At 68.4% G+C, this 16,275-nt stretch carries 15 protein-coding genes; 13 read left to right on the top strand and 2 right to left on the bottom strand.

The window, feature by feature from the left end:
• Positions 1–33 precede the first annotated feature (33 nt).
• The 5 genes from moaC to IE187_RS03230 all read left to right on the top strand — a co-directional run bounded on the left by moaC (position 34) and on the right by IE187_RS03230 (position 3,868).
• On the top strand, positions 34–552 hold the full coding sequence (gene moaC, locus IE187_RS03250; protein ID WP_189675076.1) for a cyclic pyranopterin monophosphate synthase MoaC: 519 nt from the start codon (positions 34–36) through the stop codon (positions 550–552).
• Complete coding sequence (locus IE187_RS03245; RefSeq protein WP_189675075.1) at positions 549–1,733, top strand: molybdopterin molybdotransferase MoeA; 1,185 nt, start codon at positions 549–551, stop codon at positions 1,731–1,733. The genes moaC and IE187_RS03245 overlap by 4 nt, the downstream gene beginning before the upstream one ends.
• A 71-nt stretch (positions 1,734–1,804) precedes the next feature.
• Positions 1,805–2,563 carry a molybdate ABC transporter substrate-binding protein gene (gene modA / locus IE187_RS03240; RefSeq protein ID WP_189675074.1) on the top strand — a complete coding sequence of 253 codons (759 nt, stop codon included), beginning with the start codon at positions 1,805–1,807 and terminating at the stop codon, positions 2,561–2,563.
• Between the two features lie 14 nt (positions 2,564–2,577).
• Positions 2,578–3,258 (top strand): molybdate ABC transporter permease subunit, encoded by a 681-nt coding sequence (gene modB, locus IE187_RS03235; RefSeq protein ID WP_133188957.1) that lies wholly within the window; start codon positions 2,578–2,580, stop codon positions 3,256–3,258.
• Positions 3,248–3,868 carry an ATP-binding cassette domain-containing protein gene (locus IE187_RS03230; protein ID WP_189675073.1) on the top strand — a complete coding sequence of 207 codons (621 nt, stop codon included), beginning with the start codon at positions 3,248–3,250 and terminating at the stop codon, positions 3,866–3,868. Before modB ends, IE187_RS03230 begins: the two co-directional genes overlap by 11 nt.
• 126 nt (positions 3,869–3,994) lie before the next feature.
• Here the strand turns inward: IE187_RS03230 and IE187_RS03225 are convergent, their stop codons facing one another.
• A complete protein-coding gene (locus tag IE187_RS03225) occupies positions 3,995–6,286 on the bottom strand; it encodes an FdhF/YdeP family oxidoreductase (RefSeq protein ID WP_189675072.1) in 2,292 nt (763 codons plus the stop codon).
• Between the two features lie 153 nt (positions 6,287–6,439).
• On the opposite strand from IE187_RS03225, the gene fdhD reads away from it, so the two are divergent.
• The 3 genes from fdhD to IE187_RS03210 are packed head-to-tail and all read left to right on the top strand — an operon-like array spanning position 6,440 to position 8,960.
• Positions 6,440–7,228 carry a formate dehydrogenase accessory sulfurtransferase FdhD gene (fdhD, locus tag IE187_RS03220; protein WP_189675071.1) on the top strand — a complete coding sequence of 263 codons (789 nt, stop codon included), beginning with the start codon at positions 6,440–6,442 and terminating at the stop codon, positions 7,226–7,228.
• Positions 7,225–7,767, top strand: coding sequence for a molybdenum cofactor guanylyltransferase (gene mobA, locus IE187_RS03215; protein ID WP_189675070.1), 543 nt, complete (start codon positions 7,225–7,227; stop codon positions 7,765–7,767). The genes fdhD and mobA overlap by 4 nt, the downstream gene beginning before the upstream one ends.
• Complete coding sequence (locus tag IE187_RS03210) at positions 7,764–8,960, top strand: molybdopterin molybdotransferase MoeA (RefSeq protein ID WP_189675069.1); 1,197 nt, start codon at positions 7,764–7,766, stop codon at positions 8,958–8,960. Before mobA ends, IE187_RS03210 begins: the two co-directional genes overlap by 4 nt.
• A 3-nt stretch (positions 8,961–8,963) precedes the next feature.
• Here the strand turns inward: IE187_RS03210 and IE187_RS03205 are convergent, their stop codons facing one another.
• Positions 8,964–11,345 carry a TonB-dependent receptor gene (locus IE187_RS03205; protein WP_229839199.1) on the bottom strand — a complete coding sequence of 794 codons (2,382 nt, stop codon included), beginning with the start codon at positions 11,343–11,345 and terminating at the stop codon, positions 8,964–8,966.
• A gap of 209 nt (positions 11,346–11,554) precedes the next feature.
• Between IE187_RS03205 and moaD the strand changes: the two genes are divergently transcribed.
• The 5 genes from moaD to IE187_RS03180 all read left to right on the top strand — a co-directional run bounded on the left by moaD (position 11,555) and on the right by IE187_RS03180 (position 16,257).
• Positions 11,555–11,809 carry a molybdopterin converting factor subunit 1 gene (moaD, locus tag IE187_RS03200; protein WP_189675067.1) on the top strand — a complete coding sequence of 85 codons (255 nt, stop codon included), beginning with the start codon at positions 11,555–11,557 and terminating at the stop codon, positions 11,807–11,809.
• The gene (locus tag IE187_RS03195) at positions 11,806–12,267 is read left to right on the top strand and encodes a molybdenum cofactor biosynthesis protein MoaE (protein ID WP_189675066.1); all 462 of its coding nucleotides are present in this window, start codon (positions 11,806–11,808) and stop codon (positions 12,265–12,267) included. Before moaD ends, IE187_RS03195 begins: the two co-directional genes overlap by 4 nt.
• A 155-nt stretch (positions 12,268–12,422) precedes the next feature.
• On the top strand, positions 12,423–12,947 hold the full coding sequence (locus IE187_RS03190; protein WP_189675065.1) for a 2Fe-2S iron-sulfur cluster-binding protein: 525 nt from the start codon (positions 12,423–12,425) through the stop codon (positions 12,945–12,947).
• Positions 12,944–13,930, top strand: a complete 987-nt coding sequence (locus IE187_RS03185; protein WP_189675064.1) for an FAD binding domain-containing protein — start codon at positions 12,944–12,946, stop codon at positions 13,928–13,930. Before IE187_RS03190 ends, IE187_RS03185 begins: the two co-directional genes overlap by 4 nt.
• The gene (locus IE187_RS03180; RefSeq protein WP_189675063.1) at positions 13,927–16,257 is read left to right on the top strand and encodes a xanthine dehydrogenase family protein molybdopterin-binding subunit; all 2,331 of its coding nucleotides are present in this window, start codon (positions 13,927–13,929) and stop codon (positions 16,255–16,257) included. The genes IE187_RS03185 and IE187_RS03180 overlap by 4 nt, the downstream gene beginning before the upstream one ends.
• The last annotated feature ends 18 nt before the right edge of the window (positions 16,258–16,275 follow it).

Raw genomic sequence — 16,275 nt, 5'->3', positions numbered from 1 at the left:
ACGGTGAGCGCGACGCCAGCTATGGGACAGACCATGCCCGATCCTGATACCAGCCCGTCGCTCGCCACCGCGGATGCGTTGACGCATATCGACGCTGCGGGCCGGGCGCATATGGTCGATGTCAGCGAAAAGGCCGACACCGCGCGCGTCGCCACCGCCGAGGGGCGATTGCTCTGCACCGCGGAGACGCTCGACATCGTCCTGCGCGGCGAGGCGCCCAAGGGCGCGGTGGTGCAGACCGCCGAGCTTGCCGGGGTGATGGGGGCCAAGCAGACCAGCACGCTGATTCCGATGTGCCACCCGCTGCTGCTGACGAGCATCAAGGTGCGGATTGCGCCCGATCCCGCATTGCCGGGCTTTCGCGTCGCGGCGACCGTCAAGACCAAGGGGCAGACCGGAGTCGAGATGGAAGCGTTGACCGCGGTCAGCGTCGCATGCCTGACCTTGTTCGACATGCTGAAAGCGGTCGACCGGACGATGCGGATCGAGGGGATCCAAGTGACGCACAAATCGGGAGGCCGCTCGGGCGTCTGGCAGGCGGACGCGGCGTGATCGCGTTCGACGCGGCGCTCGCGATCGTCGTTGCCGAGGCGAAGCCGCTCGCGGCGGAAGCGGTTGCGCTCGGTGCGGCACTCGGGCGTGTGCTGGCCGAGCCGTGCGTCGCGCAGGTCGATGCGCCGCGCTCGGACATATCGGTGATGGACGGTTATGCGCTGCGCGACGCCGATCTCGCGCTGGGGGCACCGTTCCGCGTCATCGGCGCTGCCTATCCGGGCACGGCCTTCGACGGAGTGGTGCAGTCTCGCGCGTGTGTCAGGCTCTTCACGGGGGCCCCATTGCCGCAAGGCGCGGACCGTGTCGTCGTGCAGGAGGATGTCGCGCGCGACGGCGATACGATGCGCGTCGTCGGGACACTCTCCGGCAAGCGCTACATCCGGCCGCATGGATCGGATTTCCGCATGGGCGACGTCCTGCTCCCAAGGGGCACCATGCTCGGACCGCGCGCGTTGGTCGCAGCGGCGGGGGCGGACGTCGCGACGCTTGCGGTATGGAGGCGTCCGCGGCTGAGCGTGATCAGCACGGGCGACGAGCTCGCCGAGCCGGGTCACGCGCGCGAGCGGACGGGGAGCATCCCGGAAAGCGCGTCCTATGGCGCGGCGGCGCTCGGCGAAGGCTGGGGCGCGCAGATGATCGGGCGGTACCGCCTGCGCGATGACATTGCCGAGCTGACCGCAGGCGCGACCAGGGCGCTTGCCGAGGCCGATGTCGTCGTTGTCACTGGCGGGGCGTCGGTCGGCGAGAAGGATTATGCCAAGCAGATCTTCGTGTCGCTCGGCACCGAGCTCCTGTTCTCGCGGATCGCGATCATGCCGGGCAAGCCGGTCTGGTTCGGGCGGCGCGGCGAGCAGCTGGTGCTAGGTCTGCCGGGCAATCCCAGTTCGGCGATGGTCACCGCGCGTTTGTTCCTGACGACGCTGCTCGCAGGGCTGAGCGGTCGCGCGCCGTCGGCGGCGCTGCGCTGGCGGAGTGCGACGCTGACCGCGCCGCTCGATGCGGTGAGCGCGCGCGAGACCTTCGTGCGCGCGCGCTGCGACGGGGAGGGTGTAGCACCGCTCGCCAACCAGGATTCGGGGCTGCAGCGCGCGCTGGCCGAGGCCGATGTGCTGATCCGGCGGCTGCCGCATGCCGCCGCGGCACCGGCCGGGAGCACGGTGTCGGTGATCGACTTCTAGGCGGGCATCGGACCGGGTTGCTCTCCCGCACGGAGCGCGCCATGCACGGGTTCGGCCATAGGAGTTTGACGATGCGCCCCCTCTTTCGCGTGCTCACCGTGTCGGTCGCCTTGCTGGCTGCGACTCCGGCGCTCGCGCGCGGGCCGCTCGTGCTCGCGGCGGCGAGCTTGCAGGAATCGATGAACGCTGCCGCCGATGCCTGGGCGGCGCAGCGGCATGAGCGGCCGGTGATTTCGTTCGGCGGCTCCTCGGCGCTGGCGCGGCAGATCGAGGCGGGGGCGCCTGCCGACCTGTTCGTCTCGGCCGACGAGGATTGGATGAACGCGCTCGCCAGGAAGGGTGCGATCGTGCCGGCGAGCCGCGTGACGTTCCTCGGCAACCGGCTGGTGCTCGTCGCGCCCGCAGCAGTTGCGAAGCCAGTGACGATCAAGCGCGGCTTCGCGCTGGCGCAGTGGCTCGGCAGCGGGCGGCTGGCGATGGCGGACGGCGCGGTGCCGGCGGGGAAATACGGGCAAAAGGCGTTGACGGCGTTGGGCGTATGGAGCGCGGTCGCGCCCAAGGTTGCGCGCGGCGATACCGTGCGCTCGGCGCTCGCCTTGGTCGAGCGGGGCGCGGCGCCGTACGGCATCGTCTACGCCACCGACGCCTATGCCTCGAAGCGCGTGCGGATCGTCGGGGTGTTCCCCGCGGCGAGCCATCCGCCGATCACCTATCCGGTCGCGGTGCTCAAGGCCGCGCCGTCGCCAGCGGCGGCGGAGGGGTTCCGCCGTTTCCTGGTGTCGAGCGCGGGCAAGGCGATCTTCCGGCGCTACGGCTTCGTGGCCCGCTGAGCGTCGCAGCGGCGATGACCCCCGAGCTTTGGACGATCGTCTGGCTGTCGCTCAAGATCAGCCTGGTCGCGGTGCTGGTGACGCTGCCGATCGCGTTCGTGCTCGCGATGCTGCTCGCGCGGGCGCGGTTTCCGGGGAAGTTTCTGCTCGACGGACTCGTCCACTTGCCGCTGGTGTTGCCGCCGGTGGTGACGGGCTGGTTGTTGCTGCTGGCTTTCGCGCCGAACGGACCGCTCGGCGCGCCGCTTGCGGCGATCGGCGTGTCGCTGCTGTTCCGCTGGACCGGGGCGGCGGTGGCGGCTGGGATCATGGCGCTGCCGCTGATGGTCCGCGCGATCCGGCTGTCGATCGAAGCGGTCGACCCGCGGCTCGAGGGTGCCGCGCGGACGCTCGGCGCGTCGCGGATGCGCGTGTGGCGGACGATCACGATCCCGCTCGCGCTGCCGGGGATCGCGGCGGGTGCGGTGCTCGGGTTCGCGCGCTCGCTCGGCGAGTTCGGCGCGACGATCACCTTCGTCTCGAACATCCCGGGCGAAACGCAGACGCTGCCGATCGCGATCTATTCGGCGCTGCAGGTGCCGGGATCGGATCCGATGGTCGCGCGGCTCGCGCTGATCTCGGTGCTGCTATCGCTGGCCGCGCTGGTGCTGTCGGAATGGCTCAGCCGCCGCGGGGGCGTCGACCATGTCTTTTGACGTCGATGTGCGGCATCGCTTCCGCTCTGGCACCGTCGCGGCGCTGGCCTTCCAGAGCGGGGCGGGGCTGACCGCGCTGTTCGGGCCGTCGGGCGCGGGCAAATCGAGCGCACTCGCGATGATCGCGGGGTTGCTCAGGCCCGATGCGGGGCATGTTCGCGTCGCGGGGCGTACGCTGTTCGATCGCACCACCAACGTTCCCGCCGAGCAGCGCCGTTGCGGCTATATCTTCCAGGATGCGCGGCTGTTCCCGCATTACCGAGTGCGCGCAAACCTGCTCTACGGTGCGGCGCGCGCGGCGGGGGCAGGGATGACGCTCGACGAGGTGAGCGAACTGCTCGGGATCGCGCATCTGCTCGATCGCTGGCCGCGCACGCTGTCGGGGGGCGAGGCGCAGCGTGTCGCGATCGGGCGGGCGCTGCTGTCTGGGCCGGCATTCCTGCTGATGGACGAGCCGCTTGCCTCGCTCGACCGCGCGCGGCGGGGCGAAATCATGGAGCTGATCGAGCGCGTGCGTGATGAGGTCGGGTTGCCGATCCTGTATGTCAGCCATGATCGCGGTGAGGTCGATCGGCTGGCGACGACGGTCGTCGATATGGGCGCGGGGTAAGCGATGCTCAATTGAAGCCAACCCGTCACCCCGGCGTTGTGCCGGGGCCCACCGTGCTGCGCGTGCTTCGGCGGCACACTCGGGTCGCGGTGGACCCCGGCACAAGGCCGGGGTGACGGCGTAGGGTTAGCCCGCGACGATCCTGACGGGCACCGATTTCGCCGCCGGCACGAAGCTTTCCTCGGCATAATGCTCGACCGGCATCAGCACGTTGCACTCGGGATAATAGGCGCCGAGGCAACCGCGCGGGATATCGTACGGCGTTACGATCAACCCGTCGCGGCGGCGCGCGATGCCGTCGCCCGCATCGCTTTCGAGCGCGACGAGTTGCCCCTCCGAGAGTCCGGCATCCGCCATGTCGGCGGCGTGGATGAAGAGCACGTCGCGCGTCCCCTTCACGCCGCGGAAGCGATCGTGATAGCCGTAGATCGTCGTGTTGAACTGGTCGTTCGAGCGCAGCGTCATGAGCCGGAAGCGACCCTCGGCATCGTCGAATCCGGTGGCGCACAGCCCGCTCGGCGCGAGGAATTCGGCCTTGCCGCTCTCCGTCAGCCAGATCCGCTCGGACGCCTTGTTCCCCTTCCAATAGCCACCGGGCCTGAACAGCTTGTTGTTGAAATCGGGGAAGATCTTCGGATAGGTTTCCTCGATCGCGTCGCGGATCAGCGCGTAATTGCCGACCCAGGCGTCCCAGTCGACCTTGGGATTGGGGGGCAGGAGCTGCTTGGCGAGCGCACCGACGATCGCGGGTTCGGACAGCAGATGCTCGCTCGCCGGATGCGCCTTGCCGCGCGAGGCGTGGATGCAGCTCGTCGAATCCTCGACCGTGACGACTTGCGGGCCGCTTGCCTGCACGTCGCTCTCGATCCGGCCGAGGCAGGGGAGGAGATAGGTCACCTTGCCCGGGAAGAGATGGTTGCGGTTGAGCTTGGTCGCGATCTGGACCGACACGTCGAGCCGGGGCCAGGCGGCTTCCATCGGCTCGGTCTCGGGCACCGCGCGCAGGAAATTGCCGCCAAGCGCGACGAACGCCTTGACCGATCCGTCGATCACGCCGCGGCACGCCTCGACGGTGTTGAGCCCCTTCTCGCGCGGCGCGGTGAAGCCGTATTGCTTCTCGATCTGCTCGACCGGCACGAGCTCGGTCTTCTCGGTGATGCCGACGGTGCGCTGTCCCTGGACGTTAGAATGGCCGCGCACCGGGGTCGGTCCGGCGCCGGGCTTGCCGATATTGCCGCGCATCAGCAGCAAATTGACGACCATGCGGACGTTCTCGACGCCCTTGACGTGCTGCGTCAGGCCCATGCCGTAGATCGCGAGCACTGCCTTCGCCTTGGCGTAGAGCCGCGCCGATTCTTCGAGTTCGGCCTTGGGCAGGCCCGATTCGTGGACGATCGCATCCCAGTCGGCGGCGCGGACCGAGGCGACGAAGGCGTCGAAGCCGTGCGTGTGCTCGGCGATGAAGGCGGTATCGAGCACGGGCGGCTTGCCCGCGGCGAGCGCTGCATCGTGCCATTCGACGAGGAACTTCGCGATCCCCATCATTGCCGCGAGATCGCCACCGGCCTTCACCTGATGATATTGCGTCGAGATGTTGGTCTCGCCGAGCGTCGCCATCTCGATCGGGTTCTGCGGGTCGGTGAAGCGCTCGAGCCCGCGTTCCTTCAGCGGGTTGAAGGTGACGATCTCGACCCCGCGCTTGCGGGCGCTGCGCAGGTCATGCAGCATTCGCGGCGCGTTCGACCCGACATTCTGCCCGAAAAACAGGATCATGTCGCATTTTTCGAAATCCTCGAGCCGCGTCGTGCCGACGGGAACGCCGATCGCCGCCTTGAGGCCGACCGAGGTCGATTCGTGGCACATGTTCGAACTGTCGGGCAGGTTCTGGTTGCCGTACATCCGCGCCATCAGGCCGTACATGTACGACGCCTCGAGGCTGGTGCGCCCCGAAGAGTAGAAGACCACCGACTTGGGATCCATCGGCTTGAGCGTCGCGCCGATCTCGGCGAACGCCTCGTCCCAGCTGCACGCAACATATTTGTCGGTCGCGGCGTCGTAGCGCAGCGGATGCGTCAGGCGGCCGTTCTGCTCGAGGTCGTAATCCTTCCAGTCGCGCAACTCGGTCAGCGTGTGCTGCTGGAAGAAATCGGGCGTGGTGCGATAGCTGGTCAGCTCCCAGGCGGTCGCCTTGGCGCCTTCCTCGCAAAATTCGACGGGGTGGAGATGCTTGGGCTTGGGCCAGGCGCAGCTGACGCACTGGAAGCCGTCGGGCTTGTTCTGGCGGACGAGCTCGCGCAGCGCCTCGGGACCGACGCGTTCGCGCGGCAGGATCTCGGCGAGCGAGCGGACCGAACCCCAGCCTCCGGCGGGCCCTTCGAACGGCTCGATTTCAGGGGCGTCCGACTTTTGCTTGACCATGACCGTTCCCGCATTCTGCCCGCAAGACACAGCGGACCTTTTCGCTGAACGATACCGCAACCGATTGGTTCACCCACAAAAGCGCATGATCTGCGCACCGTTTGCGCGCGATTGCGCATTTGGCGATGCCGATGGATGGGCTAGGGCGATGCGATGACGGATGCTTCCCTCGATCAAACGTTTGCGCAGATCCGCGCCGATGGCACGCACAGTGAAATCCGCCGCGCGGTCGCGGTCGAGCGGCCGATCGCGCTCGAGTTCAGCGGGGTCGGCTATGCCGTGATGATGGCGACGCCGACCAATCTCGAGGATTTCGCAACGGGGTTCGCCTTGAGCGAGCGGCTCATTCCCGGCGTCGAGGCTGTGCTCGGGATCGACGTGCATTCGCGCGCCGACGGCGACATCGTTCGCGTCGCGCTTGCGCCCGAGTGCGGACCGAATCTGCTCGAGCGCGTGCGGCACCGCGTGTCCGAATCGTCATGCGGCATGTGCGGGATCGAGAATCTCGAACAGGCGCTGCGCTTGTTGCCCGCCGTGACGGCGCAGAGCCGCGCCGACAGCGCCGCGCTGTTCCGCGGTTTGAACGCGCTTCGCCCGCTCCAGCCGCTCAACCGCGCGACAGGCGCGGTCCATGCCGCGGCGTTGTGCTCGGCAGAGGGCGACGTGTTTCTCGTCCGCGAGGATGTCGGGCGACACAATGCCTTCGACAAGCTGATCGGCGCGATGGCGCGCGAGCGGCGCGGCTGGGATGGCGGGTTTGCCTTGCTGTCGTCGCGCTGCTCGTACGAGCTGGTCGAGAAAGCGGCATTGGCGAATTGCCCGCTGCTCGTGACGATCTCGGCGGCGACCGACCTTGCGTTGCGGCGGGCGGCGTCGTGCGATCTGCGCGTGGTGATGCTCGCGCGCAGCGATGCGGTGCTGGCGGCGCACGGCGCGGCATGACGCTGCTCGGTGCGATCCTCGCGGGTGGTCAGGCGACGCGGTTCGGGAGCGACAAGGCGCTCGCGCTGCTCGACGGGCAAACGCTGATCGCGCATGCGGCAGCAGCGTTGCGGGCGGCGACCGATACGGTGATCGTCTGCGGGCGGACGACGGGGCCAGACGGGCTTGCCGCGATTCCCGATTGGCCAGCGCCAGATCTCGGGCCGCTTGGCGGCTTGTGCGCCGCGTTGCGGCACGCCGAAGCGCACGGGCATGACGCGGTGCTGTCGATCGGGTGCGATACGCCGTATCTTCCGACCGCACTTGTCGAGCGGTTGACGGCGGGCGGCGAAGCGCGGTTTTTGCGGCAGGCGCCGATCATCGGCTATTGGCCCGTCGCGCTGACCGAGCCGCTCTCGCACCATCTGACGCAGAGCGGAGATCGCGCGGTCTATCGTTGGGCGTCGCGTGTCGGCGCGGTGGCGATCGATGCGGGGGGCGATCTGCCTAATATCAACCGCGTCGCCGATCTCGCGCGGCTCGCGGACCGGGCCGAATGAGCGACGCACCACGCCCCGCGCGGCCGAGTTTCGACGCCGCGCTCGCCATCATCCGCGAACAGTCGGCATCGCTCGGCGTCGAGACGGTCGGCCTGCTCGACGCGCTGCACCGCGTGACGGCGGGCGACGGGATCGCGGCGAGCGACTATCCCCGCTTCGATGCCGCCGCGATGGACGGCTTCGCGTTCGCCGCGGCCGATACGGTGGGTGCCACGCCCAAGCAGCCAGCGCATTTGCCGATCGCGGGATCGGTCCGCGCGGGCATCAGCCCGACCACGCACGCGCCGCGCACCGCGTGCCGGATCAGCACCGGCGCGCCGGTCCCGGCCGGGTGCGATTATGTTCTGCCGCATGAGGAAGCGCGGATCGAGCAGGGGGCGCTCGTTCTCGATCGCCCGCTGCTGCCGGGGCGAAACGTCCGGCGTCGCGGTGAGGATGCGGCCGCCGGTGCGCGCGTGCTGTCGCCGGGAACGCGGGTGACGCCCGAGATCATCGGGGCGCTCGCTTGCTATGGGGTCGCGGCGCTGGATGTCGCGCGGCAACCCTCGATCACGCTGCTGCCGACCGGGGACGAACTGCTCGTGCCGCCGAGCGTCGAGCGGCCCGCCGCGATCTTCGACGCCAACAGCGTGATGCTTACGGCGCTGCTGCGCGCGCAGGGGATCGAACCGCGGCGCGCGCTGCCGGTCAGCGACGATGTCGCGCAACTCGAGCGCGCGATCGCGGCCGCGTCGGACAGCGCGATCGTCGTGACGACGGGCGGCGCTTCGGGCGGCGACCATGATCATCTCGGCCGGGCGCTGGCGCGGCTCGGCGCGCGGGTGCATTTCCACGGGGTGCGGATGCGGCCGGGCAAGCCCTTGCTGTTCGCGACGCTGCCGAATGGCACGCTGTTCTTCGGATTGCCGGGCAACCCGGTCGCGGCGTTGCTCGGCGCGCGCTTTTTCCTCGGCGCGGCGCTCCGCGTGATGAGCGGACTTCCGCCCGAATGCGGCGAAACGGTCGAGATCGACACCGATCGGCGACCCGACACGACGCTGTTCCTCAAGGCGTCGCGCGATGCCGCTGGAGCGATCCGGATCCTCGCCGATCAGCGATCGCACACGTTGCGCCCGCTGATCGAAGCGAATTGCTGGGTGGTCGCCGACACGACGTCCGACGGGGAGCGCCGCCGCGTCTATCCGCTGACCTGAGCGCTATTGGTACGCGCGCAGCGTCACGCCGATCACGCGCGGGTCGCTCGGCGTGCCGAGGATCAGCCCTGAATTGCCCGCCTGGATCGTCAGGTTCTGGATGTAGTCGGCGTTGAACACGTTGCGGACGAACACCGCGACTTCGAGGCCGGCGCGGGTCCGCACTGCCAGGCTCGCATTGGTGACGGTGTAGCCGTCGATCAGCGTGTATTTGGACAGGCTCGGATCGCCATAATAGCTGGTCCGCCAGCTCGAATCGGCATGGAGGATGACCGCCAGCGTCCCCACCGGCAGCGTATAGTCGCCGCCAATCGTCTCGGACCATTTCGGCAGCCCGGCGAGCGGCCGCCCTGTCAGGTTGCAGGCGGCCGTCGCGGCGGTCTGGAGTTCGAGCGGGCAGGGGCCGGCGGGGTAGCGCGAGTATTCGCCATGCGCGAAGGCGAGGTTGCCGCGGAGCTGGAAACGGGGCGTGAGCGTGGCGGTGATGTCGGCCTCGACGCCCTTCACCGTGACCTTGGGGATGTTCGAGAGATAGCCGCGCAGCGCTACCGTCTGCGCGCTGTCGACGATCGTCGCCTGGAAATCGCGCACGGCGGTGGTGAAGCCCGCAAGATTGAAGGTCAGCCGCCGCTCGAACAGCGCCGCCTTGAGCCCGGCCTCATAGGTCGTGTTGAGCTCGGGCCGGATGACGGCGGTGGTCAGCACCGGCTGGTTGGCGGTGTCGAGCGGCAGTCCCGACAGGTTGATCCCGCCCGATTTGAAGCCGCGCGCATAGCTTGCGTACGCCAGCACTTGATCGGTCGCCTGCCAGGCGAGGTTCGCGCGGCCCGACAGGTTGCTTTCCGTGTCGTGGCCCGAATAGCTCTGCCCGCGCAGCACGCCGAGCTGGGCCGCGAGCAGCGCTGCGTTGGTGACGGTCGGTCCGCCGAAGGTATAGGCGCTGTAGCTGCCGTCCTTGACCTCATAGGTGTAGCGTAGGCCCCCGGTCAGCGTCAGGCGCGGCAGGAGCTTGTAGTTGAGTTCGGCGAAGGCGGCGTAGCTGTCTTCTTTGAGCCGGGTGTTGCCATCGGTGCCATAGCCATCGAGCAGGTTCGCCGGCACCGCGACCGCCGCCGCGCCCGTTCCGGTGGTCGTGCCGATCAGATAGCGCGCCGCGGCGGGGCCGTAGATGCTGATCGGCTCGCCGGTGATCTTCTGGTCGAAGAAGTACAGGCCCGCGACATAGCCCAGGCGATGCTCGCCGTTCGAGGCGAGCCGCAGTTCCTGGCTGAACTGGTCCTGGCGCGAGGGGATGTGCTGCGTGATCTGGACCGGGATGCCGGTATAGTCGCGGTCGTTCGCCGCATCCCAGTTCCAGAAGCGCCACGCGCTGACCGAGGTGAGCGTGCCGATCCGCCCGAGGTTCCAGTCGGCGATCGCCGAGACGCCGCCCTCGTTCGTGTCGACGCCGAGTTGCGCGTCGATGTCGGTCTTGCGGTCGTACGGGTTGGTGCTCGGTGGTGCATAGCCAAATTGCGCGGCGAGCCCGGTCGGCCCGGCATATTGCCGCGTCGCGGCGCGCAGGCTCTGGCCGACGCGCAGATAGACCTGGGTGCAGCATTCGCTTTCGAAATTGGTGAAGTCGGCGCTAAGGCGGAGCTGGAAATCGCTGGTCGGCTTGAACAGCAATTGGCCGCGCACCGCCTGGTTGCCGATGCCGTTTTGCTTGGCGCCGGTGCGGACATTGTCGATCACGCCGTCGCGTCGCGTCGTCAGCCCCGCGATGCGAAAGGCGAGCGTATCGCCGATCAGCGGGCCCGAGGCGGACGCCTTGGCCTGGACGAAATTATAGCTGCCGACCGAGAGTTCTTCGCTCGCCTCGGGGGTGAAGGTCGGCGCCTTGCTGGTGATGCTAATCGCGCCGGCTGTCGTGTTCTTGCCGAACAGCGTGCCTTGCGGCCCGCGCAGCACTTCGATCTGCGCGATGTCGGAAAAGTCGAACGCGGCGGTGGCGGGGCGGGCGTGATAGACTTGATCGACATAGAAGCCGACGCCGGGCTCGAGCCCGTCGTTCGCCTGACTCACCGCGACGACGCTGCTGCTGAGGCCGCGGATGGTGAAGGCGGTGTTGCGCGGATTGGCCGAGCTGTAGTTGAGCGCGGGGACCAGCAGGCTGAGCTGGTTGGTGTTGACGGTGTACGACCGCTCGATCAGTGCGCCGCCCACCACCGAAATCGCGAGCGGGACCTTTTCGAGATCCTCGCTGCGGCGGCGCGCGGTGACGGTGATGTCGGGCGTGCCCTCCGCGCTGTTGTCCAGGGCGGGGACAGCGGGCGGCGCATCCTTCGCCGATGCGACGGTCGGCATGGCACTGCACAGGGCCGCCGCCGAAATGGTGGCGGCCATGATCGACACTCGCATTCGCAAAACCCCTTACGCGCCGCGTTTGGCTCGCTGCGAATCGCTGTATACCGTCGAATATAGTGAGCGGAAGTCAATTTGTCGGTCGGTGCGTTTTCGCGCGAAGGGAGGTGGCATGACGCTGGCTTCGGTCTTACGTGACGACCCAGAAACACGCGCCGCGATAGTCGGTTCGGCGCTGATGGTGACGTGGCATGAAACTCGATCTGCTCTATTTTTCCTGGGTGCGCGAAGCGGTCGGCCGTGATGGTGAGGTCGTCGAGCTGCCGACGGAGGTCGCAACGGTCGACGATTTGCTCGCCTGGCTGGCAGCGCGGGGCGAGGGCTATGGCGTGTTCGCCACCACCGAGCGGTTGCGCTGCGCGATCGACCAGACCTTCGCGCCGCTGTCCGCGTCGATCGCGGGCGCTCGTGAAGTCGCGATCTTCCCGCCGGTGACGGGCGGATGAGCATCCTGATCGGCGTCCAGCAGGCGGATTTCGTCCCCGCGACCGAACTCGAGCGGCTCGAGGCGCTGGGGGGTGGCGCGGTGGCGAGTTTTACCGGCATCGTCCGCGCTGACGCCGCCGACACCGTCGCGCTCGAACTCGAAACCTATCCCGCGATGGCAGAGCAGGCGCTGCGCGCGATCGCGCAGACCGCGACGGAGCGCTGGCCGTTGCTCGGCGTGACGATGATTCACCGCTACGGGCGGCTGCCAGTCGGTGCGCGGATCGTGCTGGTCGGTACCGCCTCGCGGCACCGCGGCGCGGCGATGGAGGCGTGTGCCTTCCTGATCGACTGGGCGAAGACCGCCGCGCCGTTCTGGAAAAAGGAATGGCAGAGCGACGGCGCAGCGCACTGGGTCGAGCCGCGTGCTGCCGATGACGCCGCTGCGGCAGCGTGGGCTTCACGCGCGCCGAAATAAGCGCTGATCTGGCGCGTGCGCGGCAAGATCGCGTGACGGACGCTAGTCTTCTGCCGTAAAGCAGCGGTGCCGATGACTCGCCCCGATCAGGCGACTCACCATCGGCCGGGCGAGCGCGGAAATGCCGCGGCCTGGATCCTGAGGCGAGGTGCTGAATGCAATTCACAATCAACGACCGGCCCGTCGAGGTCGAGGTCGACCTTCGTACCTCGCTGCTCGATCTGCTCCGCGAACATCTCGGCCTGATGGGCAGCAAGAAGGGCTGCAACCAGGGCGCGTGCGGCGCTTGCACCGTGCTCGTCGATGGCGCGCGAATCAATTCCTGCCTCGCGCTCGCGGTGCAGTATCAGGGCCGCGCGATCACCACGGTCGAAGGGCTGGCCGACGCCGAGGGGCTGCACCCGCTCCAGCGCGCGTTCATCGCGCATGACGGGTTCCAGTGCGGCTATTGCACGCCAGGCCAGCTGTGCTCGGCGGTGGCGATGGCCGACGAGATCGCGCGCGGTATCCCAAGCCATGTCACGGGCGACCTCACCGCCGCGACGATCGCGCTCGACCATGACGAACTGCGCGAGCGGATGAGCGGCAATCTGTGCCGCTGCGGCGCGTATAACGGCATCGTCGCGGCGATCGCGGAGACCTATGCTGCCGCGCCCGCACGGCAGGAGGAAGCGGCATGACCCCGTTCAGCTATGCCCGCGCCGAAGACGTGGCGGGCGCAATCGCGCTAGTAGGCGCTACGCCAGACACGAAATATCTCGGCGGCGGGACCAATCTGGTCGATCTGATGCGCGAGACGATCGAGCGGCCGGCGGCGCTGGTCGACGTGACCGGCCTGTCGCGCGAGATCACCGTTGGCGCCGATGGCGGCGTGGTGATCGGCGCGGGGGTGACCAACACCGCGCTCGCGGCCGACCGCACGATCCGCGCGCACTATCCGATGCTGTCGCGCGCGATCCTGGCGGGGGCGAGCGCGCAGATCCGCAACGTCGCGACCGTCGGCGGGAACCTCCTCCAGCGCACCCGCTGCGGCTATTTCTACGACGACGCAGCGCGCTGCAACAAGCGCGCGCCCGGCGCGGGGTGCGACGCGATCGACGGGTTCAACCGCATCCATGCGATCCTGGGTGCGTCGCCGTCGTGTGTCGCGACGCATCCCTCGGACATGTGCGTTGCGCTGGCGGCGCTCGATGCGCAGGTGCGCGTGGCGGGGCCGGGCGGCGAGCGGACCATCGCACTGGTTGATTTGCATCGCTTGCCGGGCAGCACGCCCGAGCGCGATACCGAACTTCAGCCGGGTGAGCTGATCGTGTCGGTCGCGCTGCCCGCACTCCCATTCGCGGCGCACTCGACCTATCGCAAGGTCCGCGACCGCGCGAGCTATGCCTTTGCGCTCGTCTCGGTCGCCGCGGCCCTCGAGACTGAGAACGGCACGATCAAGGAGGTCCGCATCGCGCTCGGCGGCGTGGCGCACAAGCCGTGGCGGGCGTTCAAGGCCGAAGCCGCTTTGCGCGGTCAGGTGCCAAGCGAAGCGAACGTCCGCGCCGCGGCCGAGCTGGAACTGGCCGACGTCGCGGGCCTTCGCGACAACGGCTTCAAGATCGAACTGGCCAAGCGCGCGATCGTCGCGACCCTCGCCGAACTGAGCGGAGAGCAGGCATGAGCATCGTCGAAAACGCCACGCAGCTTGCGCAAGGCGCGCTTCAGGCGGTGATGAAGAAGGCGGTCGAGCTCGCGCCCGACAGCTGGATCCCCGGCGGCGTTCCCGATCCGCTGATCGCGCACAAGCACGGGCTCGTCGGCACGCAGGTGTCGCGGCTCGACGGACCGTTGAAGGTCACGGGCGCGGCGCGTTTCGCCGCTGAATTCCCGCTCGAGGACCTGGTCTACGCCGCGCTCGCCTACAGCACGATCCCGAAGGGGCGGATCGCCACGCTCGACGTTGCGGCGGCCGAGGCGCTGCCCGGCGTCGTTCTGGTCATGACCTACAAGACCGCGCCGCGGCTCAACCCTACGCCGGTGATGATGACCGCGCCGAAGGCGGTCGGTGGTGACAGGTTGCCCGTGATGCAGGATGACCGCATCCATTGGAATGGCGAACCGGTCGCGGTGGTGCTCGCGCAAACGCAGGAGCAGGCCGATCATGCCGCGTCGCTGATCGCGGTCACGTACGACACCGAGATCGCGATGACGCGCTTCGAGGACGCCAAGGCCGATCGCAAGAACGCGTCGTTCATGGGCGCGCCGATGCTGCTCGAGATCGGTGATGCCGAGACCGCGCTCGCGGCCGCGCCGCACAGCGTCGACCGCACCTATCGCACGCCGCGCCACAACCACAATCCGATCGAACTCCACGGCGCGACGTTAGTCTGGCAGGGCGACGACCTGATCCTTCACGACGCGTCGCAATGCGTCGCGCACGTCGCCTGGACGCTCGCGCAGGTGTTCGGCATCGACGAGGCGCAGGTCCACGTGACCTCGCCCTATGTCGGCGGCGGTTTCGGCAGCAAGACGCTGTGGAACCACCAGATCCTGGCGGCCGCCGCCGCCAAGCTTGCCGGGCGGCCGGTGCGTATCATGCTGTCGCGTGAGGGCGTCTACCGGATGGTCGGCGGGCGCACGCTGACCGAGCAGCGCGTCGCGATCGGCGCGCAGGCCGATGGGCATTTCGATGCGCTGATCCACACCGGCGTCGTCGCGATGACGTCGCACAACAATATGCCTGAGCCGTTCATCCTGCCGACGCGCTCGGCCTATGCCGCCGGGAGCTTTCTCCTCAACGTCGAGGCGGTCGAGCTCGACATGCTCGCCAACACCTTCATGCGCGCGCCGGGCGAATCGGTCGGGACCTTCGCGCTCGAGAGCGCGGTCGACGAACTGGCGGCCCAACTCGGCGTCGATCCGATCGCGCTGCGCGAGACGAACGAGCCCGAGACCAACCCGACGACGGGCACGCCCTTCTCGTCGCGCAACATCGTCGCGGCGTATCGCAGCGGCGCCGAGCGCTTTGGCTGGGACAAACGGAGCGCCACGCCGGGCACGCGTCGCGAGGGCGAATGGCTGGTCGGGATGGGCTGCGCGACCGCGACCTATCCTTACTACCGCATGCCCGGTGGGGCTGCGCGGCTGACGCTGACCAAGGATGGCCACGCCACGGTCGAGATCGCCGCGCACGAAATGGGGATGGGGACCGCGACGACGCACACCATGGTGCTCGCCGAACGCCTCGGGCTGCCGATGGACAAGGTCACGTTCCTGTACGGCGATTCGAAGATGCCGGGGACGGTGATGGCAGGCGGATCGCAGCAGACCGCGTCGATCGGCGCGGCGGTGATTGCGGCGCAGACCGCGCTGTTCACCGAATTGCTCAAGCTGGCGGGCAACGATTCGCCGCTCGCCGGGCTCAAGCCGAGCGAAGTCGGCGGGTATGAGGGTGGCCTGTGCAAGCTCGACGATCCGAGCGCGTGCGAAAGCTATGTCTCGATCCTGTCGCGCGCGCAGCGTGACGCGGTCAGCGTCGAAGCCGCGGGCTCGGCCCCGCTCGAGACGCAGCATTGGTCGATGCACTCGTACGGGGCGATGTTCGCCGAGGTCCGCGTCAATACGGTGACCGGCGAAGTGCGCGTCAGCCGCTTCCTCGGCTCGTTCGATTGCGGCAAGATCCTCAATCCCAAGACCGCGACGAGCCAGTTCCGTGGCGGGATCATCATGGGGCTCGGCATGGCGCTGATGGAGGAGACGCAGTTCGACGAGCGGACCGGGCGCGTGATGAACCCGAGCCTCGCCGAATATCACGTGCCGGTGCATATGGACGTGCCCGAGATCGAGGTGATCTGGACCGACATCGCCGATCCGCACGCCCCGATGGGCGCGCACGGCATCGGCGAGATCGGCATTACCGGTGTCGCCGCAGCGGTCGCGAACGCGGTGTTCAACGCGACCGGCAAGCGCGTTCGCGATCTGCCGATCACGCTCGACAAGCTGATGTAAGATCGACACTTGCGGGGG

It is taken from the genome of Sphingomonas glacialis, assembly GCF_014653575.1.
GTDB lineage: Bacteria > Pseudomonadota > Alphaproteobacteria > Sphingomonadales > Sphingomonadaceae > Sphingomonas > Sphingomonas glacialis.
This window is presented reverse-complemented; position numbering and strand designations above follow the sequence as displayed.

Excerpts from the sequence above, each read along its gene's own strand:
- IE187_RS03205 (WP_229839199.1), bottom strand. The coding sequence starts at position 11,345 with ATGGCCGCCACCATTTCGGCGGCGGCCCTGTGCAGTGCCATGCCGACC.
- modA (WP_189675074.1), top strand. The coding sequence starts at position 1,805 with ATGCGCCCCCTCTTTCGCGTGCTCACCGTGTCGGTCGCCTTGCTGGCT.
- fdhD (WP_189675071.1), top strand. The coding sequence starts at position 6,440 with ATGACGGATGCTTCCCTCGATCAAACGTTTGCGCAGATCCGCGCCGAT.
- IE187_RS03230 (WP_189675073.1), top strand. The coding sequence starts at position 3,248 with ATGTCTTTTGACGTCGATGTGCGGCATCGCTTCCGCTCTGGCACCGTC.
- IE187_RS03225 (WP_189675072.1), bottom strand. The coding sequence starts at position 6,286 with ATGGTCAAGCAAAAGTCGGACGCCCCTGAAATCGAGCCGTTCGAAGGG.
- IE187_RS03180 (WP_189675063.1), top strand. The coding sequence starts at position 13,927 with ATGAGCATCGTCGAAAACGCCACGCAGCTTGCGCAAGGCGCGCTTCAG.
- IE187_RS03195 (WP_189675066.1), top strand. The coding sequence starts at position 11,806 with ATGAGCATCCTGATCGGCGTCCAGCAGGCGGATTTCGTCCCCGCGACC.
- moaD (WP_189675067.1), top strand. The coding sequence starts at position 11,555 with ATGAAACTCGATCTGCTCTATTTTTCCTGGGTGCGCGAAGCGGTCGGC.
- modB (WP_133188957.1), top strand. The coding sequence starts at position 2,578 with ATGACCCCCGAGCTTTGGACGATCGTCTGGCTGTCGCTCAAGATCAGC.
- mobA (WP_189675070.1), top strand. The coding sequence starts at position 7,225 with ATGACGCTGCTCGGTGCGATCCTCGCGGGTGGTCAGGCGACGCGGTTC.
- IE187_RS03210 (WP_189675069.1), top strand. The coding sequence starts at position 7,764 with ATGAGCGACGCACCACGCCCCGCGCGGCCGAGTTTCGACGCCGCGCTC.
- IE187_RS03190 (WP_189675065.1), top strand. The coding sequence starts at position 12,423 with ATGCAATTCACAATCAACGACCGGCCCGTCGAGGTCGAGGTCGACCTT.
- IE187_RS03185 (WP_189675064.1), top strand. The coding sequence starts at position 12,944 with ATGACCCCGTTCAGCTATGCCCGCGCCGAAGACGTGGCGGGCGCAATC.
- moaC (WP_189675076.1), top strand. The coding sequence starts at position 34 with ATGCCCGATCCTGATACCAGCCCGTCGCTCGCCACCGCGGATGCGTTG.